The 16,438-nt window shown below is 68.6% G+C and carries 15 protein-coding genes and 4 pseudogenes; 10 read left to right on the top strand and 9 right to left on the bottom strand.

What is annotated here, in order from left to right:
- Nucleotides 1-160: 160 nt before the first annotated feature.
- The 6 genes and pseudogenes from OG254_RS40565 to OG254_RS40540 all read right to left on the bottom strand — a co-directional run.
- The gene (locus OG254_RS40565) at nt 161-625 is read right to left on the bottom strand and encodes an epoxide hydrolase N-terminal domain-containing protein (protein ID WP_405592331.1); all 465 of its coding nucleotides are present in this window, start codon (nt 623-625) and stop codon (nt 161-163) included.
- A 63-nt stretch (nt 626-688) separates the two neighbouring features.
- Nucleotides 689-1,333: an RraA family protein gene (locus OG254_RS40560; RefSeq protein ID WP_405592329.1), complete on the bottom strand. Its 645-nt coding sequence runs from the start codon at nt 1,331-1,333 to the stop codon at nt 689-691.
- Nucleotides 1,334-1,365: 32 nt separating this feature from the next.
- Nucleotides 1,366-1,656: a DUF6510 family protein gene (locus OG254_RS40555; protein WP_405592327.1), complete on the bottom strand. Its 291-nt coding sequence runs from the start codon at nt 1,654-1,656 to the stop codon at nt 1,366-1,368.
- Between the two features lie 10 nt (nt 1,657-1,666).
- Nucleotides 1,667-2,386, bottom strand: coding sequence for an FAD-binding oxidoreductase (locus OG254_RS40550; RefSeq protein ID WP_405592325.1), 720 nt, complete (start codon nt 2,384-2,386; stop codon nt 1,667-1,669).
- 10 nt (nt 2,387-2,396) lie between these two features.
- Nucleotides 2,397-3,008, bottom strand: coding sequence for a molybdopterin-dependent oxidoreductase (locus OG254_RS40545; RefSeq protein ID WP_405592323.1), 612 nt, complete (start codon nt 3,006-3,008; stop codon nt 2,397-2,399).
- Between the two features lie 503 nt (nt 3,009-3,511).
- Nucleotides 3,512-3,712: pseudogene (locus tag OG254_RS40540) on the bottom strand (peptide-methionine (S)-S-oxide reductase); the annotation flags it as partial.
- A gap of 752 nt (nt 3,713-4,464) precedes the next feature.
- Here OG254_RS40540 and OG254_RS40535 point away from each other — a divergent pair.
- The 3 genes and pseudogenes from OG254_RS40535 (at nt 4,465) to OG254_RS40525 (ending at nt 7,312) form a co-directional block, all read left to right on the top strand.
- Nucleotides 4,465-5,673: a cation:proton antiporter gene (locus OG254_RS40535; protein ID WP_405592321.1), complete on the top strand. Its 1,209-nt coding sequence runs from the start codon at nt 4,465-4,467 to the stop codon at nt 5,671-5,673.
- A 621-nt stretch (nt 5,674-6,294) separates the two neighbouring features.
- Nucleotides 6,295-6,864: pseudogene (locus OG254_RS40530) on the top strand (transposase family protein); the annotation flags it as partial.
- A gap of 49 nt (nt 6,865-6,913) precedes the next feature.
- Complete coding sequence (locus OG254_RS40525; protein WP_405592319.1) at nt 6,914-7,312, top strand: hypothetical protein; 399 nt, start codon at nt 6,914-6,916, stop codon at nt 7,310-7,312.
- 243 nt (nt 7,313-7,555) lie between these two features.
- Here the strand turns inward: OG254_RS40525 and OG254_RS40520 are convergent, their stop codons facing one another.
- Entirely contained in the window at nt 7,556-8,209 is a 654-nt protein-coding gene (locus OG254_RS40520) for a hypothetical protein (protein ID WP_405592317.1), read from the bottom strand.
- A gap of 165 nt (nt 8,210-8,374) precedes the next feature.
- Between OG254_RS40520 and OG254_RS40515 the strand changes: the two are divergent.
- The 3 genes and pseudogenes from OG254_RS40515 to OG254_RS40505 all read left to right on the top strand — a co-directional run bounded on the left by OG254_RS40515 (nt 8,375) and on the right by OG254_RS40505 (nt 11,064).
- Nucleotides 8,375-9,818, top strand: a pseudogene (locus OG254_RS40515) (NF041680 family putative transposase).
- Between the two features lie 53 nt (nt 9,819-9,871).
- A complete protein-coding gene (locus tag OG254_RS40510; protein WP_405595484.1) occupies nt 9,872-10,441 on the top strand; it encodes an RNA polymerase sigma factor in 570 nt (189 codons plus the stop codon).
- Nucleotides 10,438-11,064, top strand: coding sequence for a hypothetical protein (locus OG254_RS40505; RefSeq protein ID WP_405592315.1), 627 nt, complete (start codon nt 10,438-10,440; stop codon nt 11,062-11,064). The genes OG254_RS40510 and OG254_RS40505 overlap by 4 nt, the downstream gene beginning before the upstream one ends.
- A gap of 65 nt (nt 11,065-11,129) precedes the next feature.
- On the opposite strand, the pseudogene OG254_RS40500 reads toward OG254_RS40505, so the two are convergent.
- Both OG254_RS40500 and OG254_RS40495 read right to left on the bottom strand, forming a co-directional pair.
- Nucleotides 11,130-11,484, bottom strand: a pseudogene (locus tag OG254_RS40500) (FadR/GntR family transcriptional regulator); the annotation flags it as partial.
- A 269-nt stretch (nt 11,485-11,753) separates the two neighbouring features.
- Complete coding sequence (locus tag OG254_RS40495; RefSeq protein ID WP_405592313.1) at nt 11,754-12,653, bottom strand: LysR family transcriptional regulator; 900 nt, start codon at nt 12,651-12,653, stop codon at nt 11,754-11,756.
- Nucleotides 12,654-12,818: 165 nt separating this feature from the next.
- Between OG254_RS40495 and OG254_RS40490 the strand changes: the two genes are divergently transcribed.
- The 4 genes from OG254_RS40490 to OG254_RS40475 all read left to right on the top strand — a co-directional run bounded on the left by OG254_RS40490 (nt 12,819) and on the right by OG254_RS40475 (nt 16,418).
- The gene (locus OG254_RS40490) at nt 12,819-13,595 is read left to right on the top strand and encodes an enoyl-CoA hydratase/isomerase family protein (RefSeq protein WP_405592311.1); all 777 of its coding nucleotides are present in this window, start codon (nt 12,819-12,821) and stop codon (nt 13,593-13,595) included.
- A complete protein-coding gene (locus OG254_RS40485) occupies nt 13,592-14,374 on the top strand; it encodes a maleylpyruvate isomerase family mycothiol-dependent enzyme (protein ID WP_405592309.1) in 783 nt (260 codons plus the stop codon). Before OG254_RS40490 ends, OG254_RS40485 begins: the two co-directional genes overlap by 4 nt.
- 173 nt (nt 14,375-14,547) lie before the next feature.
- Nucleotides 14,548-14,931 carry a carboxymuconolactone decarboxylase family protein gene (locus OG254_RS40480; RefSeq protein ID WP_405592307.1) on the top strand — a complete coding sequence of 128 codons (384 nt, stop codon included), beginning with the start codon at nt 14,548-14,550 and terminating at the stop codon, nt 14,929-14,931.
- Nucleotides 14,932-14,969: 38 nt separating this feature from the next.
- Nucleotides 14,970-16,418 carry a dihydrolipoyl dehydrogenase family protein gene (locus OG254_RS40475; RefSeq protein WP_405592305.1) on the top strand — a complete coding sequence of 483 codons (1,449 nt, stop codon included), beginning with the start codon at nt 14,970-14,972 and terminating at the stop codon, nt 16,416-16,418.
- Nucleotides 16,419-16,438 lie beyond the last annotated feature (20 nt).

The raw sequence follows: 16,438 nt of genomic DNA, 5'->3' as shown, positions 1-16,438 counted from the left end.
CCTGCGCGACAAACCGCGGGTATCCGAGGCGCTTCATCAGCTCTGTCCAGGCATGTGCGATGCGCTCGGGGCCCCGGCCGGTCGTGGTCGGCTTGCCCGAGAACCCGTAACCGGGCATCGACGGAATCACCAGATGGAAAGCGTCCGAGGCATCCGCGTCTTATGTCGTGGGGTCGGTGAGCGGCTCGACGATCTTCAGTTGCTCGATGACCGGGCCTGGCCACCCGTGCGTGACGATCAGCGGCAAGGAATTCTCATGCTTCGAACGCGCGTGAATGAAATGGATGTCCAGCCCGTCGATCTCGGTGATGAATTTCGGCAGAGCGTTCAGTTTCGACTCGACCTTGCGCCAGTCGTAATCAGACGCCCAATAATGCGCGACTTCCTGAATCGTGGCGAGCCGGACGCCCTGCGACTGATCTTGGACGGTCTCCTTTTCGGGCCAGCGCGTGGCCGCAATGCGCGTACGCAGTGCCTCGAGCTCCGCCTCGGGTATCTCGACCGAGAACGGTCGGATGGCCGGCTCTTCGGAAGTGACAGACAACTCAGCGAATCCCCTTGCCGTCGTCCACTTCCGGGCTTCGCTGACCTTCCACTGTTGCACGGCCATGCGGGCGGCTGCCACATTCCCTTTGCTGCCGGCCGGATCGGCAGGAGCACCGGGAACCGCGCGGACCGACCGTGTCGGCTATGTGGTCGTGCGCTCCTGCTCGACCTGGGCACGGAACGCGGCCTCCTCCTTGCCCACCGTCACGGCTCCGTCGAGCACGGCGTCGATGTCGGGTTCGGGGATCACCACCGCGCCGGAGTCGTCGGCGAAGACGTACTGCCCTGGGTGCACGCCCACCTCCGCGACCACGACCGGCACGTTCGCCTGGTACGGCGTGATCACATCGCCGCCCCATCGCACGGCTTCCGCGGAACAGTAGGCCGCGAAGGGGTAGGACTGCAGCTGGGCGAAGTCTCGCAGACGTGCGTCGGTGAGCACACCGGCCAGGCCGTAGCGCGCCAGCAGGGAAGGCTTGGTGCCGCCGCCGATGGAGACGTCGCGGTGGCCGTTGCTCGCCAGTACCAGCACCTTGCCCCGGGCATCGTCGGGTTCGACGCCCACCGCCTGCCGGAACAGAGCGCCGAAGGTGTGGGTCTCAGGGTCCACCATCACCGAACAGGAGGGGAAGAAGGAGATCGTGACCGCCGGCCCGAACAGGACCCGGCCTGGTGTCGGAGTGACGAGGTCGTGAATGTGTGCGTGGTGCCGATGGATTCGTCCGAGGGCGTCGACGATGTCCGCGCACGCCTGCGACCGGGCCGCCCGAGCACGCCGCTCGGCCACCGCCTCTCGGTCATCGCCCGGCGGGGCGGGGGTCAGGGCAGCTCCAACACACGAATCGACATCAGGGTGAGCTGGAGCCGGCGTGGTCGGTCGACGAGCAGCACCTCGCACGCCGAGCACGCAGGACAGCGCACCACCATGCCTGGGCAGCGCAGATAGACCCTGGTCTCGGCGACGCGGTGCCGATCCCCGCACTCGGCACACTCCAGGACGATCGTGGTTGCGTCCCGGCCCAAGGCCAGCGACATCGCCCCGGCGACGGCGTTGCCGTCCACATAGCCGTCCTCCGGGGGCACCGAGAGGAGGTCTTCCTCTGCGTTCACTGCGGGCCTCCTATCCGAACCTCTCGGTCCTCAACGAGTCGGCGTCCAAGCCGGCGCCGATCAGTCCGCGGGCGGCTTCCTCGACGAAGGCGGTCGGGCCGCATACGTAAGCCCGCAGCAGCGGCTCGCGAACACCACCGGGACGAAGCAGCGCGCTCAGCTGCTCGGCTCTCAGCCGGCCGTGCTCGAACCCCGCCGCCCGTTCCCGGGTCAGATGGACGGTGCTCTCCGGCCCGTCGGGACCGCGCAGCTCGTCGGCGAAGATGACCCGGTCCGCGGTGCGCGCGGAGTACACCAGTCGCACCGGAGTGCCGTGAGCGCGGGCGGCCCGCCAGATGGCGCGCATCGGCGCGATGCCGGAGCCGCCGGCGACCAGGAGCAGCGGTACGTCGTCGCCGGGCCGCCACACGAAATAGCCCCCCACCGGTCCCATGATCTCCAGGGCATCACCGTCGGTGGCGACGTCGACCAGGTACGGAGACACCTCGCCGTCGTCCACGCGTTCCACGGTGATCTGCGGCGCCTCCCCGGGCGCGGAGGACAGCGAGAAGCTGCGGGTGGCCTGGTACCCGTCCTCGGCGGTGAGCCGGACGTCGATGTGCTGGCCGGCGATATGCCCCGGCCAGCCGGCGACGGCGAGCCGGATGCTGCGCGCGGAGGCGCTCTCACGCGCCGTTCCGGCGACGGTGGCGGCTCGCCAGCCGCAAACGGGGCGCACGCGCGGTGGCATGGCTGAACGGTCAGTCACCGTAGTAGCGCTGTTCGAGGAACGGGTCACCGCGGTGGTGGTAGCCGGCGTTTTCCCAGAACCCCAGCTCGTCCTCGCGCATCACCCGGATCCCGCGCAACCACTTGGCGGACTTCCACAGATACAGGTGCGGCACCAGCAGCCGAACCGGCCCGCCGTGCTCGGCGGGGATGGGACCACCCTCGTAGCCCACCGCGACCATCGCCTCGCGGTCGACCAGGTCCTGCACCGGAACATTCGTGGTGTAGCCGCCGTACGAGGACACCAGCGCGTAGGGCTCGTCGGCCACCCCGGCGTCCTCCAGCACGGCCGCCACCGGAACGCCCTGCCAGGTCGTCCCGAGCTTGGACCAGTGCGTGACGCAGTGAATGTCGGTGGTCAGGTCCACCACGCCCAGATCGCGCAGCGACGCCCACGCGTAGGTCCTCTCCGTGGTCCCGTCGGTGACCGTCAGCTCCCACGCGCGGGTCGGTACGTGCTGGGTCGGGCCCGCCGTGAGGACCGGGAAGTCACTGGTGACGAACTGCCCCGGCGGGACCGCGCCTTCCGTGCGTCGAGGACGTCCCGTGAAACCGCGCGTGACCATGTCTCGCTCACCACCCATCGTATCGACAGCGTAACCAACCGTGAGCGTTCTCGCCCTCCGCCACGATCGGCAGCCCGGGAAGCCGTCGACCGTGGCGTGCTCGCGCGTCCCGCAGAACTGTGCCCTCTTGATCCTGAGCGACATGGAGGAGTGGGCGGCCCACCTGGGATTCGGACGCGCAGAAGACGGACCGCCGCGACGTCGGCGAGACCAACCTGTGCGCATCAGACCTTCGACTTGGCGCACCCGTCAGGAAGGGGCAACATATCTCGCTGCGGGTGCGTTCGGCAGGAGGCGCTGGAGCACCTTGCACGATGGAATCCGCCACCTGATGGTCGCACCAACATCATCGTCGACACTGCCGGATCCTGAAGGCTCCACGCCCCCACATCAGTGACGCCCACAGCCCCCGCACCATGGCGGCCGTGTCAGCCCCACGAATCTCCGTTGAATGCCAGTGACCTTCTCAAGTCGCTCGCACGACGCGACCGCTTAGGCGCCCGCCATCAATCTCTCGCTAGCCACAGGCCGGATGCGTCGACATCGGCGACGGTATCCTCCGCAACTTTCCTCTGCTGGCGGTTCCTCGTCGTTGGATCGTGGATCTGGAAGAAAAACTCCAACAGCGTGCGGAAGTCGGTCTGGTCGGGACCGAATATGATCTCGATCGCATCGACGCGAGTCGACGTCACTCCAGGCAGGCGGCGAATGAGGTCCTGCATGCCCAGAAATTCCCGCAGACTGCGAAAACCTCGTCCCCGAAAGGACCTTCCGCGGCATGCCGTGTCCAGGGTCGAGCGCTTCTCTACTGTTTCGCTTCAAACCAGAGCCGAGGCGGACAGCGGCTCCTCGGACACCACGTCCACGTAACGCCGGATTCCCTTTCATCTCAAGAGGCATTGGAAGGAATGCTCTATGTCTCACGTCTCTGATTCGCTTACGGATTCCGCGCATCGCAACGGGCTGGATGCCCCAGAGTATGACCTGGTGCCGCGCACATACCGGCACCGCACGTCCGCGCTGCCCGACCCCGCGCGGGAGTCCCGGGACGCCGGGCTGATCTGGACCGGCTGCTGGACTGACCGTCGGCATGACGACGGGTGTTTCGCCCTCTGGTCCGGGGTGGGGCTGTGGAGTCCCGTTCCGGGTGGCCGAGGCGGTGCAGGAGCGGCGGTTGGTCTGGCTCGGCCACCCCCAGGAGCTCGCCCGTCGTTACCGCGCACGGCGATTGCCCTGCCGTATCACTATGCGGTGGCCGCGGTGTTCCGGGGTGACCAGCTGACGCCGGCCGCGGAACCGGACCGAGGCCGGAGCCCCGCCTCGCTTGCACGAGCCCCTGCTCGCCGAACTGCGCAGAGCAGACCTGTCGGAGCGGCCGAGACGCGCCGGTTGATTCTTCGACCGGCCATAACACCATCCGATGGGGCAATGTGGGGCAGAACCCTTGCCTCGCCGACCGGCCGCCGGAGTCACGATGCCGTACGACAATCTGGTCATCGTTCTCGCGGTGGCCGCTGGCGTCCCGTTCCTCCTCGCCCTGGTGCCCCGCGTCCCTCTCCCGGGTCCCGTCCTCGAGATCGTGGCTGGCGTCGTTCTTGGCCCGGCGGTGCTGAATGTGGTACAGCCGGACGCCACCGTTCAGGCCTTGTCGATCATTGGACTGAGCTTCCTGCTGTTCCTTGCCGGGCTCGAAATCGACTTCCAGCAACTACGCGGGCCGCGGGCGAGGCTCGTCGGTATTGGTCTGGCCGGCACACTTGCGCTGGCCGCAACCGTCGGCTGGATGCTGCACATCGCCGGGTTGTTCGAGAGCCCGCTGCTCCTCGGCACCGCGCTGGTGGCCACGTCTCTGGGGCTTCTGGTCCCGATCCTCAAGGACGCCGACGCGGTCGACCGGCCAGTTGGCCAACTGACCATCGGTGGAGGCTCGGCAGGTGAGATCAGCGCTGTGGTGTTGCTGTCGCTGTTCTTCTCCGAGCGTGCATCGGGCCCGGCCTCCAGACTGCTTCTCCTGCTCGGCCTTGCTTGCCTGATGGTGCTCATCGTGGTGGCCTCAATACGCGCAGGACGCTCCATGTGGCTGTCCCAGACGGTAATGAACCTGGCGGATACGAGCGCTCAAGTCCGGGTCCGCTTGACAATGGTTCTGCTTGTTGGTCTATCCGCGGTCGCCCTGCATCTCGGATTCGAGGCCGTTCTGGGTGCCTTCATCGCAGGGGCCGTGCTACGGCTGGTCGACCCCGACTCCGAAGAGACGCACCCGCAGTTCCACGTCAAACTGGATGGCCTAGGCTATGGGTTTCTCATCCCGGTCTTCTTCGTGACGAGCGGCATCCAGTTCGACCTTGGCGCCCTGTTCGCGGACGCCGGAACGGCGCTGCGGGTACCGATGTTCCTTGCCGCACTCCTCCTCGTTCGTGGAGTGCCCGCATTGGCCTACCGCCGCGCCGGCCTCTCGCGCGCCGAGGTCATGGCCAGCGGACTCCTGCAGGCCACCTCGCTCCCGGTCATCGTGGCTGCGACGACGATCGGCTTGAAGTTGGATGCGATCCGACCGGCTAACGCCGCCGCGCTGGTGGCGGCAGGCCTGCTGTCAGTGGTCGTGTTTCCTCTGACGGCCTTGCCATTGCTGAACCGTTCACGAAGATCCGCAGGATCGGGACCCGAGAAGGAGGCGGACTGATTCGTCGCGACCGCCCACGCGCGGCGCGGGCACCTCCGGTTCCGGAAGAACGTCGACCAGGCGCAGGACCGTGCTCCGGCTCACGGACACCCCAAAGACGCGGGCCAGCCAGGCACCGGCCCGGCCCGCCAGGGCATGACCGACCGCAGCCAGGGCAGAGCACAACCGCTCCGCGAGGTGAACACGGCAAAGGACCAGGCCCCGGCGCCCTCGGGCACAAGGCCGTGAGCCACTGCCACATGCGAGGAAGCACTGGTCCGTCAGTGTGGAGTCGTGTGACTTGAGGCAGTCCCGGCCGCTGGGCATTCGACGGCGTCGATGCCGTCGCGCGCGGAATGTGCGTGGCAACGGGATGCGTGCAGGTCTTCGCGCGGAGGCCCCGATGCAGCGGGTTCTGACTGCCGTCCGCGGCCGAGGTGCCGCCGAACGGGGCGGCATGAAAGGTGGCTGCCAGCCTGCCCCGATCCTTCCCTCAGCTCAAGTGGGTAATCAACGTGAATGACACTGAGGTCTTTCAGGGTGGCCACCGATCGGGTGACAGGCACCGTGGCCACAACGCACAAGGCTCCCGTGCCGTTGAGGGAGGTGTTCGAAGTCTCAACCCATCGGCGCAGGAGCCTCATCTCGGTCGGCACCGCGCACGCCTACACCACCGCGGTCATCGATCTCCTGGCCGCCCGCGCGCCCGGTCTGCTGCGCGCTCTGCGCGAGGCAGACCCCGAGTTCGTCCTGCTCGACGGCACCCTGACCGAGTGCGACCGCCTGGGCGACGGCCGCGCCGACTACTCGGCCAAGCACCGCCGCCATGGGGTGAACGTGCAGGTGGTCACGGACCCTCACGGCAAGGTGCTGTGGCTGTCGCCGGCCCTGCCGGGGCGCTGCCATGACCTGACCGCGGCCCGTACCCATCGGATCATCAGGATCTGCGAGCGCCAGGGGGTGCCGATCCTGGCCGATCGCGCTTACATCGGTGCCGGCGCGTGGGTGACCACACCGACCAGACGGCCTGCGGGAGGCGAGCTGTCGCTCACCCAACAGACCGTCAACCGGGCGCTGTCGAGGGCGCGGGCCCCGGTCGAGGGTGGAGTTGCCCGTCTGAAGTCCTGGCGGATCTTCCGCGGAGCGCGGTGCAGCCCGAAGCGAATGACGTCAATCGCAGCAGCGGTCCTCACCCTGGAGCGGCAACGCTGAAAGACCTCACTGACGGTGCGTCGCGTCGTCGCGGTCGTGGAGGTGCCGGATGCCGTCGGTGATCGGGCTGTTGGAGGATGGGGAACGAGTGGCCGCCCGGCGGGTGGAGGTCCTGCGGGAGGAGACGGACCGGGTTCTGGCCGAGCTGCGGGAAGCCGAGCTCGACTGGGAGCAGTTCGTTGTCTTGCCGGAGACCGTGGTCGAGGTTCTCGCCGGTCCGGGCGGTGCGCCGGAGGCTGCCACCCTGGTGCCGGGGATCCTGAGCCGTCGCCGTCGCCGTCGCCGGAGTATCAGCGGATTCTGGGCATGCTGGGGGGCCGCGCACGACACGCCCTCCAAGTTGAACCCGCCCGCTTCGACCGCATACAACAGGGCCTCCCGGTGCGCGTTCGTTGTCTTCAGCAACTTCGAACTGCACCAGTGGCCTTGTTGTCCGCGTACGAGCTGATCTTGCCAGGGCCAGATGAGCCCGTATCTCGACACGTGTTCGTGCGCGGCTATCGCAGAGTCACTCGCCCCGAAGGCCACTGTCGATCACAACGCACTCAAGATCGATAAAGCTGCAGCTTCTGAACTTGATCCTTAACGTCTGGCGTTCTGTGTCATCGGAACCTTGATCGCTTGTCGTTGAGGCTTGACTGCCGGAAGAGGCCACTTACCTGCTGGATCTGGGCAGGTCCACGTGCAGAGCTCATCTCAGAGGTTCGCTCTTCAACGCGTGGGTGACCTCCTCGAAGAACGTCTCGCGTGAGCGCCTTACAGCCTGCTGGCTTTGATTCATCGTCTCCTGGGCCATGCTCCGGAGAGCCTCGTCCGTGAAGGCAGCCGCGGACTCGACCGTTGCGAGGCAAGAGTCCAGGTAGGAGCCGACATGGCGTGTCAACCTGCGCACTTCTGCGCGAACAGGCTCCGGTCCCTCTACGGCGGCTTTGGCGCCGAAGGGGCGCAAGGCATCAACAAGCTCCCGGGCCTGTCGCCTCTCCTCCGCCCTAGCGTCATCAGCCAGTTCCAGCACGACGCTCTCAACCGCTCCGGCTGGTCTCAGGTACGCGACGAGCAGTTTGGTGGCCTGCCCCCGAACGGGATCAATGGCGTCCACGGCCGCGTCGAGTGCTGCGGCGTAGGCCGTGTATACCTCGCGACGTGTCTGGGACCGCCACAAGTGATGCTGAGCACGAGCCTGCTGACGCGAGGCCCGGCCGGCGATCAGGGCCGCCAAAGTCGCCGTCGCACCACCGATCGCGGCGCCTACGAGTGCCGCCACCCCCTGGTCCACCGTGGCTCCCTTCCCGTCGGCAGATGCTGGCAGATGAACGACAGCCGTGTGCATGAACGTACTGATCATTAGTCTTCGATGGCAACGACCAGCCTTCGCCGCCATGGGACTTCTAGCTTGATCATCGACGTTCGACAGGTCGCTCGTTCGGGTGATTGCCGGACGTGGGTACGGCCTTCTCATGATCCTGAACTCTGCGACGAGGTCGGGGTGTTCACGAAGAAGGCCGTGGTGATGAGAGTGCTGGAACGGGTCGCGGAGCGAGACTCATTCGTGGAACTGTCACGCTTCCGGACCGATTTTTACGGGTGCTTGTCGGCGCGGGCGGACGCGTTCTTCGAGCTCACCGACGCATTGCTGTGTGCGGATGGGCCGGTGAAGACGCCCGTGGAGCTGTCTCTGACCGCCGAGCATCGTCGCGGCTATGGCTCGCTGTACGGCGCGATGAACCACGGCGGCCTGGACGTGGACCGGCTGCGGGATCTTCTGGTGTCGCTGCCGTTGCCGCGTTTCGACGGGCGGCTCGTGCTCACCGTGGACGTCTCCCCGTGGCTGCGGTCGGATGCCGCGTGCGCGCCGGAGCGGTTGTTCTGTCACGTCCACGGCCGGTCCCGCGCGGCCGCGCAGATCATCCCGGGCTGGCCGTACTCCTTCATCGCCGCCCTGACGCCGGACCGCACGTCGTGGACCGCCGTTCTGGACGCCGTCCGGCTCGGGCCCGCCGACGACGCCGCGGCCGTCACCGCCGACCAGCTCCGGCAGGTAACCGAACGCCTCATCACGGCCGGCCAGTGGCGGCCCGGAGACCGGGACATGCTGATCGTGATGGACGCTGGCTACGACGTGATGCGCCTGGCCTGGCTGCTGCGGGACCTGCCGATCGAACTGGTCGGCCGCCTGCGCTCGGACCGTAACCTGCGGCTCCCGGCCCCGCCCCGCGTCTACCAGCCCAAGGGCGGCCGACCGCCCAAACACGGCAAGGAGTTTCGCCTCGCGAAGCCGGAGACCTGGCCGGAGCCGCCCGCCGGTCGTGACGGTGAACGACACGCCCCGCTACGGCAAGGCCGAGGCTCGGGCATGGGACCGGCTCCACCCGGAACTCCAACAACGCTCCGCCTGGATCGACCACGACAGCGAACTCCCCATCATCGAGGGCACGCTGATCCGCCTCAAGGTCGATCACCTGCCGGGCGACCGCGACGCGCCACCGGTGTGGCTGTGGTCCTCTGCCACCGGGGCCAGCCCGGACGACATCGTTTTCGTCTGGTCGTGCTACCTGCGAAGATTCGACCTGGAGCACACATTCCGCCTGTTCAAACAGACGCTCGGCTGGACCCGGCCGCGGCTGCGTGACCCACAGGCGGCGGACCGCTGGACCTGGCTCGTCATCACCGCCCACACCCAACTCCGCCTCGCCGCCCCGCTCGCCGCCGACCAGCGTAAACCCTGGGAGAAGGTCACTCGCCCCGGCACGGTCCTCACGCCGACCCGCGTCCGGCGCGGGTTCCGACACCTCCGACCTCACTTGCCCTGCCCGGCCCGCGTGCCCAAACCCAGCCGTCCCGGCCCCGGACGCCCACCCGGCTCCAAGAACCGGCACCCCGCCACCCGCCACGACGTGGGCAAAACCGTCAAACGACCCAGCACCCTCTACGAACGAGATCAGGCCAAACGTTAAGGATCAAGCTGAAAGGAACCGGCCGCTGCTGGACAGGTCGGGTTGTGGAATCCATGACGGAACAGGAAGCGCTCCGGGAACAGCAGGCGCGTTTCGAAGAACTGGCGCACGTGGTGGCGGAACCGCTGCACCGGTATCTGCTGCGACGGACGAGCGCCGACACGGCCGAGGACGTCTTGTCGGAGACGATGCTGGTGCTGTGGCGTCGTATCGACGATGTGCCCGGGCTCAGACCAGGTTCCATGCCCGATCCCGACGACGTGCTGCCGTGGTGCTATGGGGTGGCACGGGGATGCCTGGCAAATGCACTTCGTGCTGACGGACGCAGGCTCCGTCTGGTGGAGCGGCTGATGCAGACACAGCAGCAGCCTCCGGCAGAGGCCGCCGATCACAGCGACGTACATGCCGCGCTCGATGCCCTCGGGACGCTGGACCGGGAGGTGGTGCGGCTGTGGGCGTGGGAGGGACTGGCGCCGCGTCAGATCGCGGAAGCGACCGGGCTGACCTCCAATGCGGTGAGCATCCGGCTCCACCGGGCCAAAAAGAAACTCGCCGCACAGCTGGGGCGAAAGAACACAGAACGGCCCGGACACAAGAGAGATGAAGGAAGGAGCAGTCAGTGAATGACGACGAGCTGCTAGCCCATCTGAAGGCTGCGGATCCGGCACTGACGCCAACAGCTCCGCTGCCCGACATCAACCGCCTTGTGGAGGCCACCTTGACCACCGACACCACGCCCCAGTCGGCGAACACCGCCGTTGACATCACGACTCACCCTGCGAAGGCCACCGCTGGACGGGGTCGCCGTCGTCTCTTCGGACTCGCGGCGGCCGCCGGTCTGCTCGTGCTCGGAGGCGGCGTCGCTGGAGGAATCATGGCCAACAGCGACAACGGTCACTCGACCTCGGCCGGCCCGCTGGCTCTCACCGTCGAGAGCGGCTCCGCCGGCCAGAAGTGTGGGGAACCCCTCCCCGACCAGCTGCGCGAGTACCCGACGCTCTTCGAAGGAACGGTCACTTCCGTCAAGGGCTCCTCGGTCACCTTCCGTGTCGATTACTGGCTGAGCGGTGATGGCACCGACACGGTGGTGCTCGACAGTGGCGCGGACCGGCCGGAGAGTCTGACGTTCGTGGACGGTGACCACTACATCGTGGCCGCCGACAAGCACGGCGTCGTCCCGCAGTGCGGCGCGAACTGGGCCACGGCCGAGACCATGAACAAGTTCCGCCAGGCATACGGAAAGTGACTGCACGGCCGGCCGCAATGCCGTGAATGCGACGGCAGGGCGGCTAGTGCTCCTCCCCCCGATCCCATCGCTGTGGCCGCCTGGCGTGGCTGCTGCGCTGCGATCGCGTCCAGGATGGCCCGGCGCTGGGCCAGGGAGCGGGTGGGGCGGAGGGACTCGGCCCGGCTCTCGGCGATCTGGTCGGCGATGAAGCGCATGAGCTCCGCGAGCAGGGCGCTGTGCGCCGCCGTGACCGCCGCGTGGAAGGGGCGGCCGCCCTCCACGCCGTGACCGTCCTCCTCGATCTCCCGCGCCATATGCGCGAGCGCCGAACGCATCGCCGCCGGGTCGTCCTCCGTGCGGCGCTCCGCAGCCAGTTCGGCGAGTTTCGTTCTCCAGCGCCTCCCGGGCGTCTAGCACGTCCGGGAGGCGCCGGCGGCGGAAGATTGGCGTACACCCCGGTCCCGGACGGGGGAAGTCCACCGGCATCGCCCGCCAGGAGATGCCGTGCTTCATCACGTAGAAGACCGCCTTCAGCATCACGCAGTGGCAGTAACCCTCCGGTCGGCCGCCCCGCCGCTCCATCTAGGCCGGGTCCGGCAGCAGCGGGCGGATCTCCTGCCAGGGCTCCAGGATGTTCCGCCCGGAGGCTTGGTGGCTCGGGGAGCTGTGAGGCTCCGGTGTCCGGAGGGGGCGGCGGCGGAGGCGGGTCATCCCGGGTGGCGGTTGTCCAGGGCTACGACGAAGTGGCCGAGGTCGCGGCGGTGTGACCCGGCCTGCCATACGGCCCAGGTGCGGCGTACCAGGGGGTCGCCGGCCAGGGGCTGCCAGACGACGTTTTCGGGCAGGGGGTGGGACCAGTGCGGTGGCGCCAGGGCGAACGCCGTTCCCGCGCTCACCGCGGCCAGCTTGACCTCGGCAAGGAGGACCTGCCCGCCGACGGCGGAAGTTTCGGTGTCGATGCCGTGACCGCGCAGGACCGCGGTCACCTCGTCGTGCCAGGCGGGGCTTCCGGAACGTGGAAAGCCGACCCACTGCAGCCCTGCGAGGTCGTCGAGGCGTACCCCGTCCGGGCCGGCCAGCGCGGCCACCCGATCGGCTGCCAGCAGCACGCCCAGTTTCTCTTCGATGACCCTGATCGCATCCAGGTCGGGGCCCAGCGGCCGTTCCCGAACCAGGGCGATGTCGAGTTCACCCGCGCGCAGGGCGGTCAGCTGCTCCGCGGTGGACATGTGCCTGGGTTCCACCCGGGTCTCGGGGTAGGCGCTGGCGAGCGCGGAGAGCGGGTGGGTCAGAAAGCCGGACGGCAGTTCGAGGGGGATGCCGAGCCGTAGCACTCCGCCGCCGGACGAGGCGTGCCGGGTTATGGCGGCGACGGCCTGGTCGTAGCGGGCGAGCACGCCGCGGGCCTCGGCGAGCAGGGTGGTGCCGGCCGCGGTGGGCTGGACGCCGGTCGAGCTGCGGATGAGCAGGTCGACTCCGAATTCCCGCTCCAGTGCGAGGACCATCTGGGAGAGCCGGGGCTGGCTCATATGGAGCCGGCGGGCCGCCGCGGACAAGGCGCCTTCCTCGACGATCGCCGCGAAGGCACGCATGTCCCGCAGTTCCATGGCCCCATGGCACCACAGCGACGGGCCGCGACACCACCGGGAGCCATAAACATCCCTGATGGGGGGTGCTTCCGAGGCGACTGGACGAACGCTACGAACCGGCTGGCTCCGGTGGTTGTGTGGAGAGGCGGCACCGGACGGCGCCGCGCGACACGAGGAGTCACCATGAGCAGTACAACCCCGGACTACTTCACCGCCTTCAAGAACATCGCCATGAGCCGTACGGACTCCGGCGTGCTGACCGTCCGCTTCCACACCGACGGCGGTCCGGCCACCTTCACGGGACAGCTGCACACCGACCTCCCGCGCGCCCTGTTCGAGATCGGCGAGGACCGCGACAACCGGGTCCTGGTGCTGACCGGCACCGGGGACCGGTTCATGACCGACATCGACGGCGCCAGCCTCGGGGACATCACCAAGCCCGCGCAGTGGGACCGCACCGTCGCCGAGGGCCGCCGGGTCATGCAGCGCCTGGTGGACCTGGAGATGCCGATCGTCGCCGCCGTCAACGGGCCGGCCTCCGTGCACAGCGAATACGCGCTGCTGGCCGACATCGTGGTGGCCGCGGACACCACCGTCTTCTCCGACTTCCCCCACCTGACCTTCGGCATCGTGCCCGGCGACGGCATCCAGATCGCCTGGGAGGAGGCCATCGGCGTCAACCGCACCCGCTACCTCACCCTCACCCAGGGCTCCTTCACCGCCGACCAGGCCGAACGGTGGGGCGCCGTCGCCGAGGTGCTGCCGCTGGAGCAGGTGCTGCCGCGGGCACAGGAACTCGCCGGGCAGCTCGCTGCCAAGCCCCAGCTGCTCACCCGCTATCTGGCCATCACCCTGCGGCAGCGGATCAGCCGCCGGATGGCGGAGGGCACTCAGCTGGGCATGGCGCTGGAGGGCCTGACCGCCGCCGACCTGCCGTACCGGAACGGGGACGCGGCGTGACCGCCGCCGACCGCTGGATCGGCGCACTGCACGACTCCTCCCGGCGGCTGAGGCAGGTCGTCGACGACCTGCCCGCCGACCGGCTCGCCGGGGCGTCGTTCGCCAAGGAGTGGACCATCGGACAGGTGCTGTCCCACCTGGGCAGCGGCGCGGAGATCTGCACCACGCTCGTGGAGAGGGGCCTCAAGGGCGACCTGCGGGGCCCGGTCCGCGAGGAGCTGGCGCCGGTGTGGGAGCGGTGGGACGCGCTGTCCCCCGTCGAACAGCGTGCCGCGTGGCGGGAGGCCGACGAGCGGCATCTGGCGCTCCTGGACTCGGTCGATGCCGCGGAGCACACGTCCGTCCGCGTGCCGTACTTCACCGGACCGCTCGATCTTTCCGCCTACGCCGGATACCGGCTGTCGGAACAGGTCGTGCACGCCTGGGACGTGGCCGTGACCCTGGACGCCCAGGCTGTCATCGCGGCTCCCGACGTGAGGCTGCTCTGGGGGCGGATCGACCTGGTTGCCGCCCGCTTCCGCGACACCGGCGCCCTCACCAGCCTCGCGCCGCAGTGCGTCCAGGTCGAGGTCACCGACCCCCAGCAGACGCTGCTCCTGGACATCGACGCCGAACTCCACCTCTACCCCGCCCGTCCCACCGGTGCCACCGGCTTCCTGACCGGCCCCGCGGAGTCGGTGCTGCGGCTCGTCTACGGCCGCAACCGGCCCCAGGACCCCGTGACGGCCACAGGTTCGATCACCCTGGACGACCTACGCGCCCTCTTCCCCGGTTTCTGACCGGATTCCCCTCAGCCGCCAACCGCCCAACACAGGGCCGCTTCGATCGACCTTAAGGATCACTTCCATGCCCAATCTCCCCCCAAATCGACCCCTCCACCGCCATCGGCAAGGCCGCCGCTCAGCTCGAAGCAACGGAGCAGGCACTGGGCTCCGTCCCGAACCTCTTCAAGGTGCTGGTGAACAGCCCCGCCGCCGTGAAGGGCTACCTCGCCATGAACGGTGCCCTCAGCTCCGGTGTTTTGCCCTTCCCGGTGCGTGAGCGGATCGCCATCCTCACGGCGGAGTTCAACAACTGCACCTACTGCTTGTCGGCCCGCGACGCGAAGTCCGTGGACCCGCACGTCCAGGCCGTCCTCACCCTCGCCCTGGCCGTCCTCCAGGACCGCGGACAGCGCGGCGACGCGGCGGTGCGGGCCGCCCACGACACAGGCGTCACGGATGCGGAGATCGCCGAGGTCGTCGCCAACGTGGCGCTGAACGTCCTGACGAACTACTTCAACGAGCTGGCGGGCACCGAACTGGACTTCCCCGAGGTCACGCCCCGCCGGGCATGAGCCGAGCGGATCGCCGCGTACAGAGGAACGATGGAATCATGAACACCTCATCGGAAAAAGCCACAAGCGGTACCTACGACGTGATCGTGCTCGGCGCGGGTCCGGTCGGCCAGAACGCCGCCGACCACGCCCGCGCGGCCGGCCTGACTGTCGCCGTGGTCGAGCGGGAGCTGGTGGGCGGAGAGTGCTCGTACTGGGCCTGCGTACCAAGCAAAGCTCTGCTGCGGCCAGTGATCGCGGTCGCGGACGCCCGCCGGGTGGACGGTGCCCGCCAGGCGGTCACCGGGCCCCTCGACACGGCGCGGGTCTTCGCCCGGCGCGATCATTACGTCACTGACTGGGACGACTCCGGGCAGGCCAACTGGGTCAAGTCCATCGGCGCCGACCTGTTCCGCGGACAGGGCCGGATCGACGGACCGCGCAAGGTGACCGTCACCTCCTCCGACGGTGCGCGCCGCGCCCTGACCGCGCGGCACGCGGTCGCCGTCGCCACCGGCAGCCGGCCCGTACTGCCCGACATACCTGGCATCGACGAAGCCCGCCCCTGGACCAACCGGCAGGGCACCGATTCGCACGCCGTGCCCGGCCGGCTGGCCATCGTCGGCGGCGGCGGAGTGGGCGTGGAGATGGCCACTCTCTGGCAGCGTCTCGGCGCCCAGGTCACCCTGCTGGCCCGCCGCCCGCTGCTGCCCCGGATGGAGCCGTTTGTCGGCGACATGGTCGCCCGAGGGCTCACCGAGGCAGGCGCGGACGTACGCATCGGCGTCTCGGTGACCGGGCTCAGCCGCCCCGACCCGGCTGGACCGGTCACACTGAGCCTGGACGACGGGACCCGCCTGGAGGCCGACGAGGTCATGTTCGCCACCGGGCGCGCGCCGCGCACCGACGACATCGGCCTGGACACCGTGGGCCTGACCCCCGGGTCGTGGCTGGACGTCGACGAGACCTGCCTGGTCCGCGAGGTGGGGGGCGCTTGGCTCTACGCCCTCGGCGACGTCAACCACCACGCGCTGCTCACCCACCAGGGCAAGTACCAGGCGCGGACCGCCGGCGACGCCATCGGTGCCCGCGCCAAGGGGCAGCCGCTGGACAACGGGCCCTGGGGCGACCACGCCACCACCGCCGACCAGCACGCCGTACCCCAGGTCTTCTTCTCCGACCCCGAGGCCGGAGCAGTGGGCCTGTCCGCCGAACAGGCAACCCGGGCCGGCCACCGGATCAAGGTGGTCGACGTCGACTTCACCCAGGCCCAGGGCGCCAACCTGTACGCCGACGGCTACCAGGGCCAGGCCCGCATGGTCGTCGACCTCGACCGCGAGATCCTCCTCGGAGTGACCTTCGTCGGCCCCGGCGTCAGTGAACTGCTGCACTCCGCAACCATCGCTGTCGCGGGCGAAGTCCCCCTCAAACGCCTCCGACACGCCATCGCCTGCTTCCCCACCGTCAGCGAGGTCTGGCTCTTCCTCCTGAAGGGCTACGAAGACTGAGGCCATTCTCTCTTGAAAGT

Source organism: Streptomyces sp. NBC_01092 (assembly GCF_045039535.1).
In the GTDB taxonomy this organism is placed as follows: Bacteria; Actinomycetota; Actinomycetes; order Streptomycetales; family Streptomycetaceae; genus Streptomyces.
Note: the sequence above shows the minus strand (reverse complement) of the source record. Positions and strands in the feature narration are given on the sequence as shown.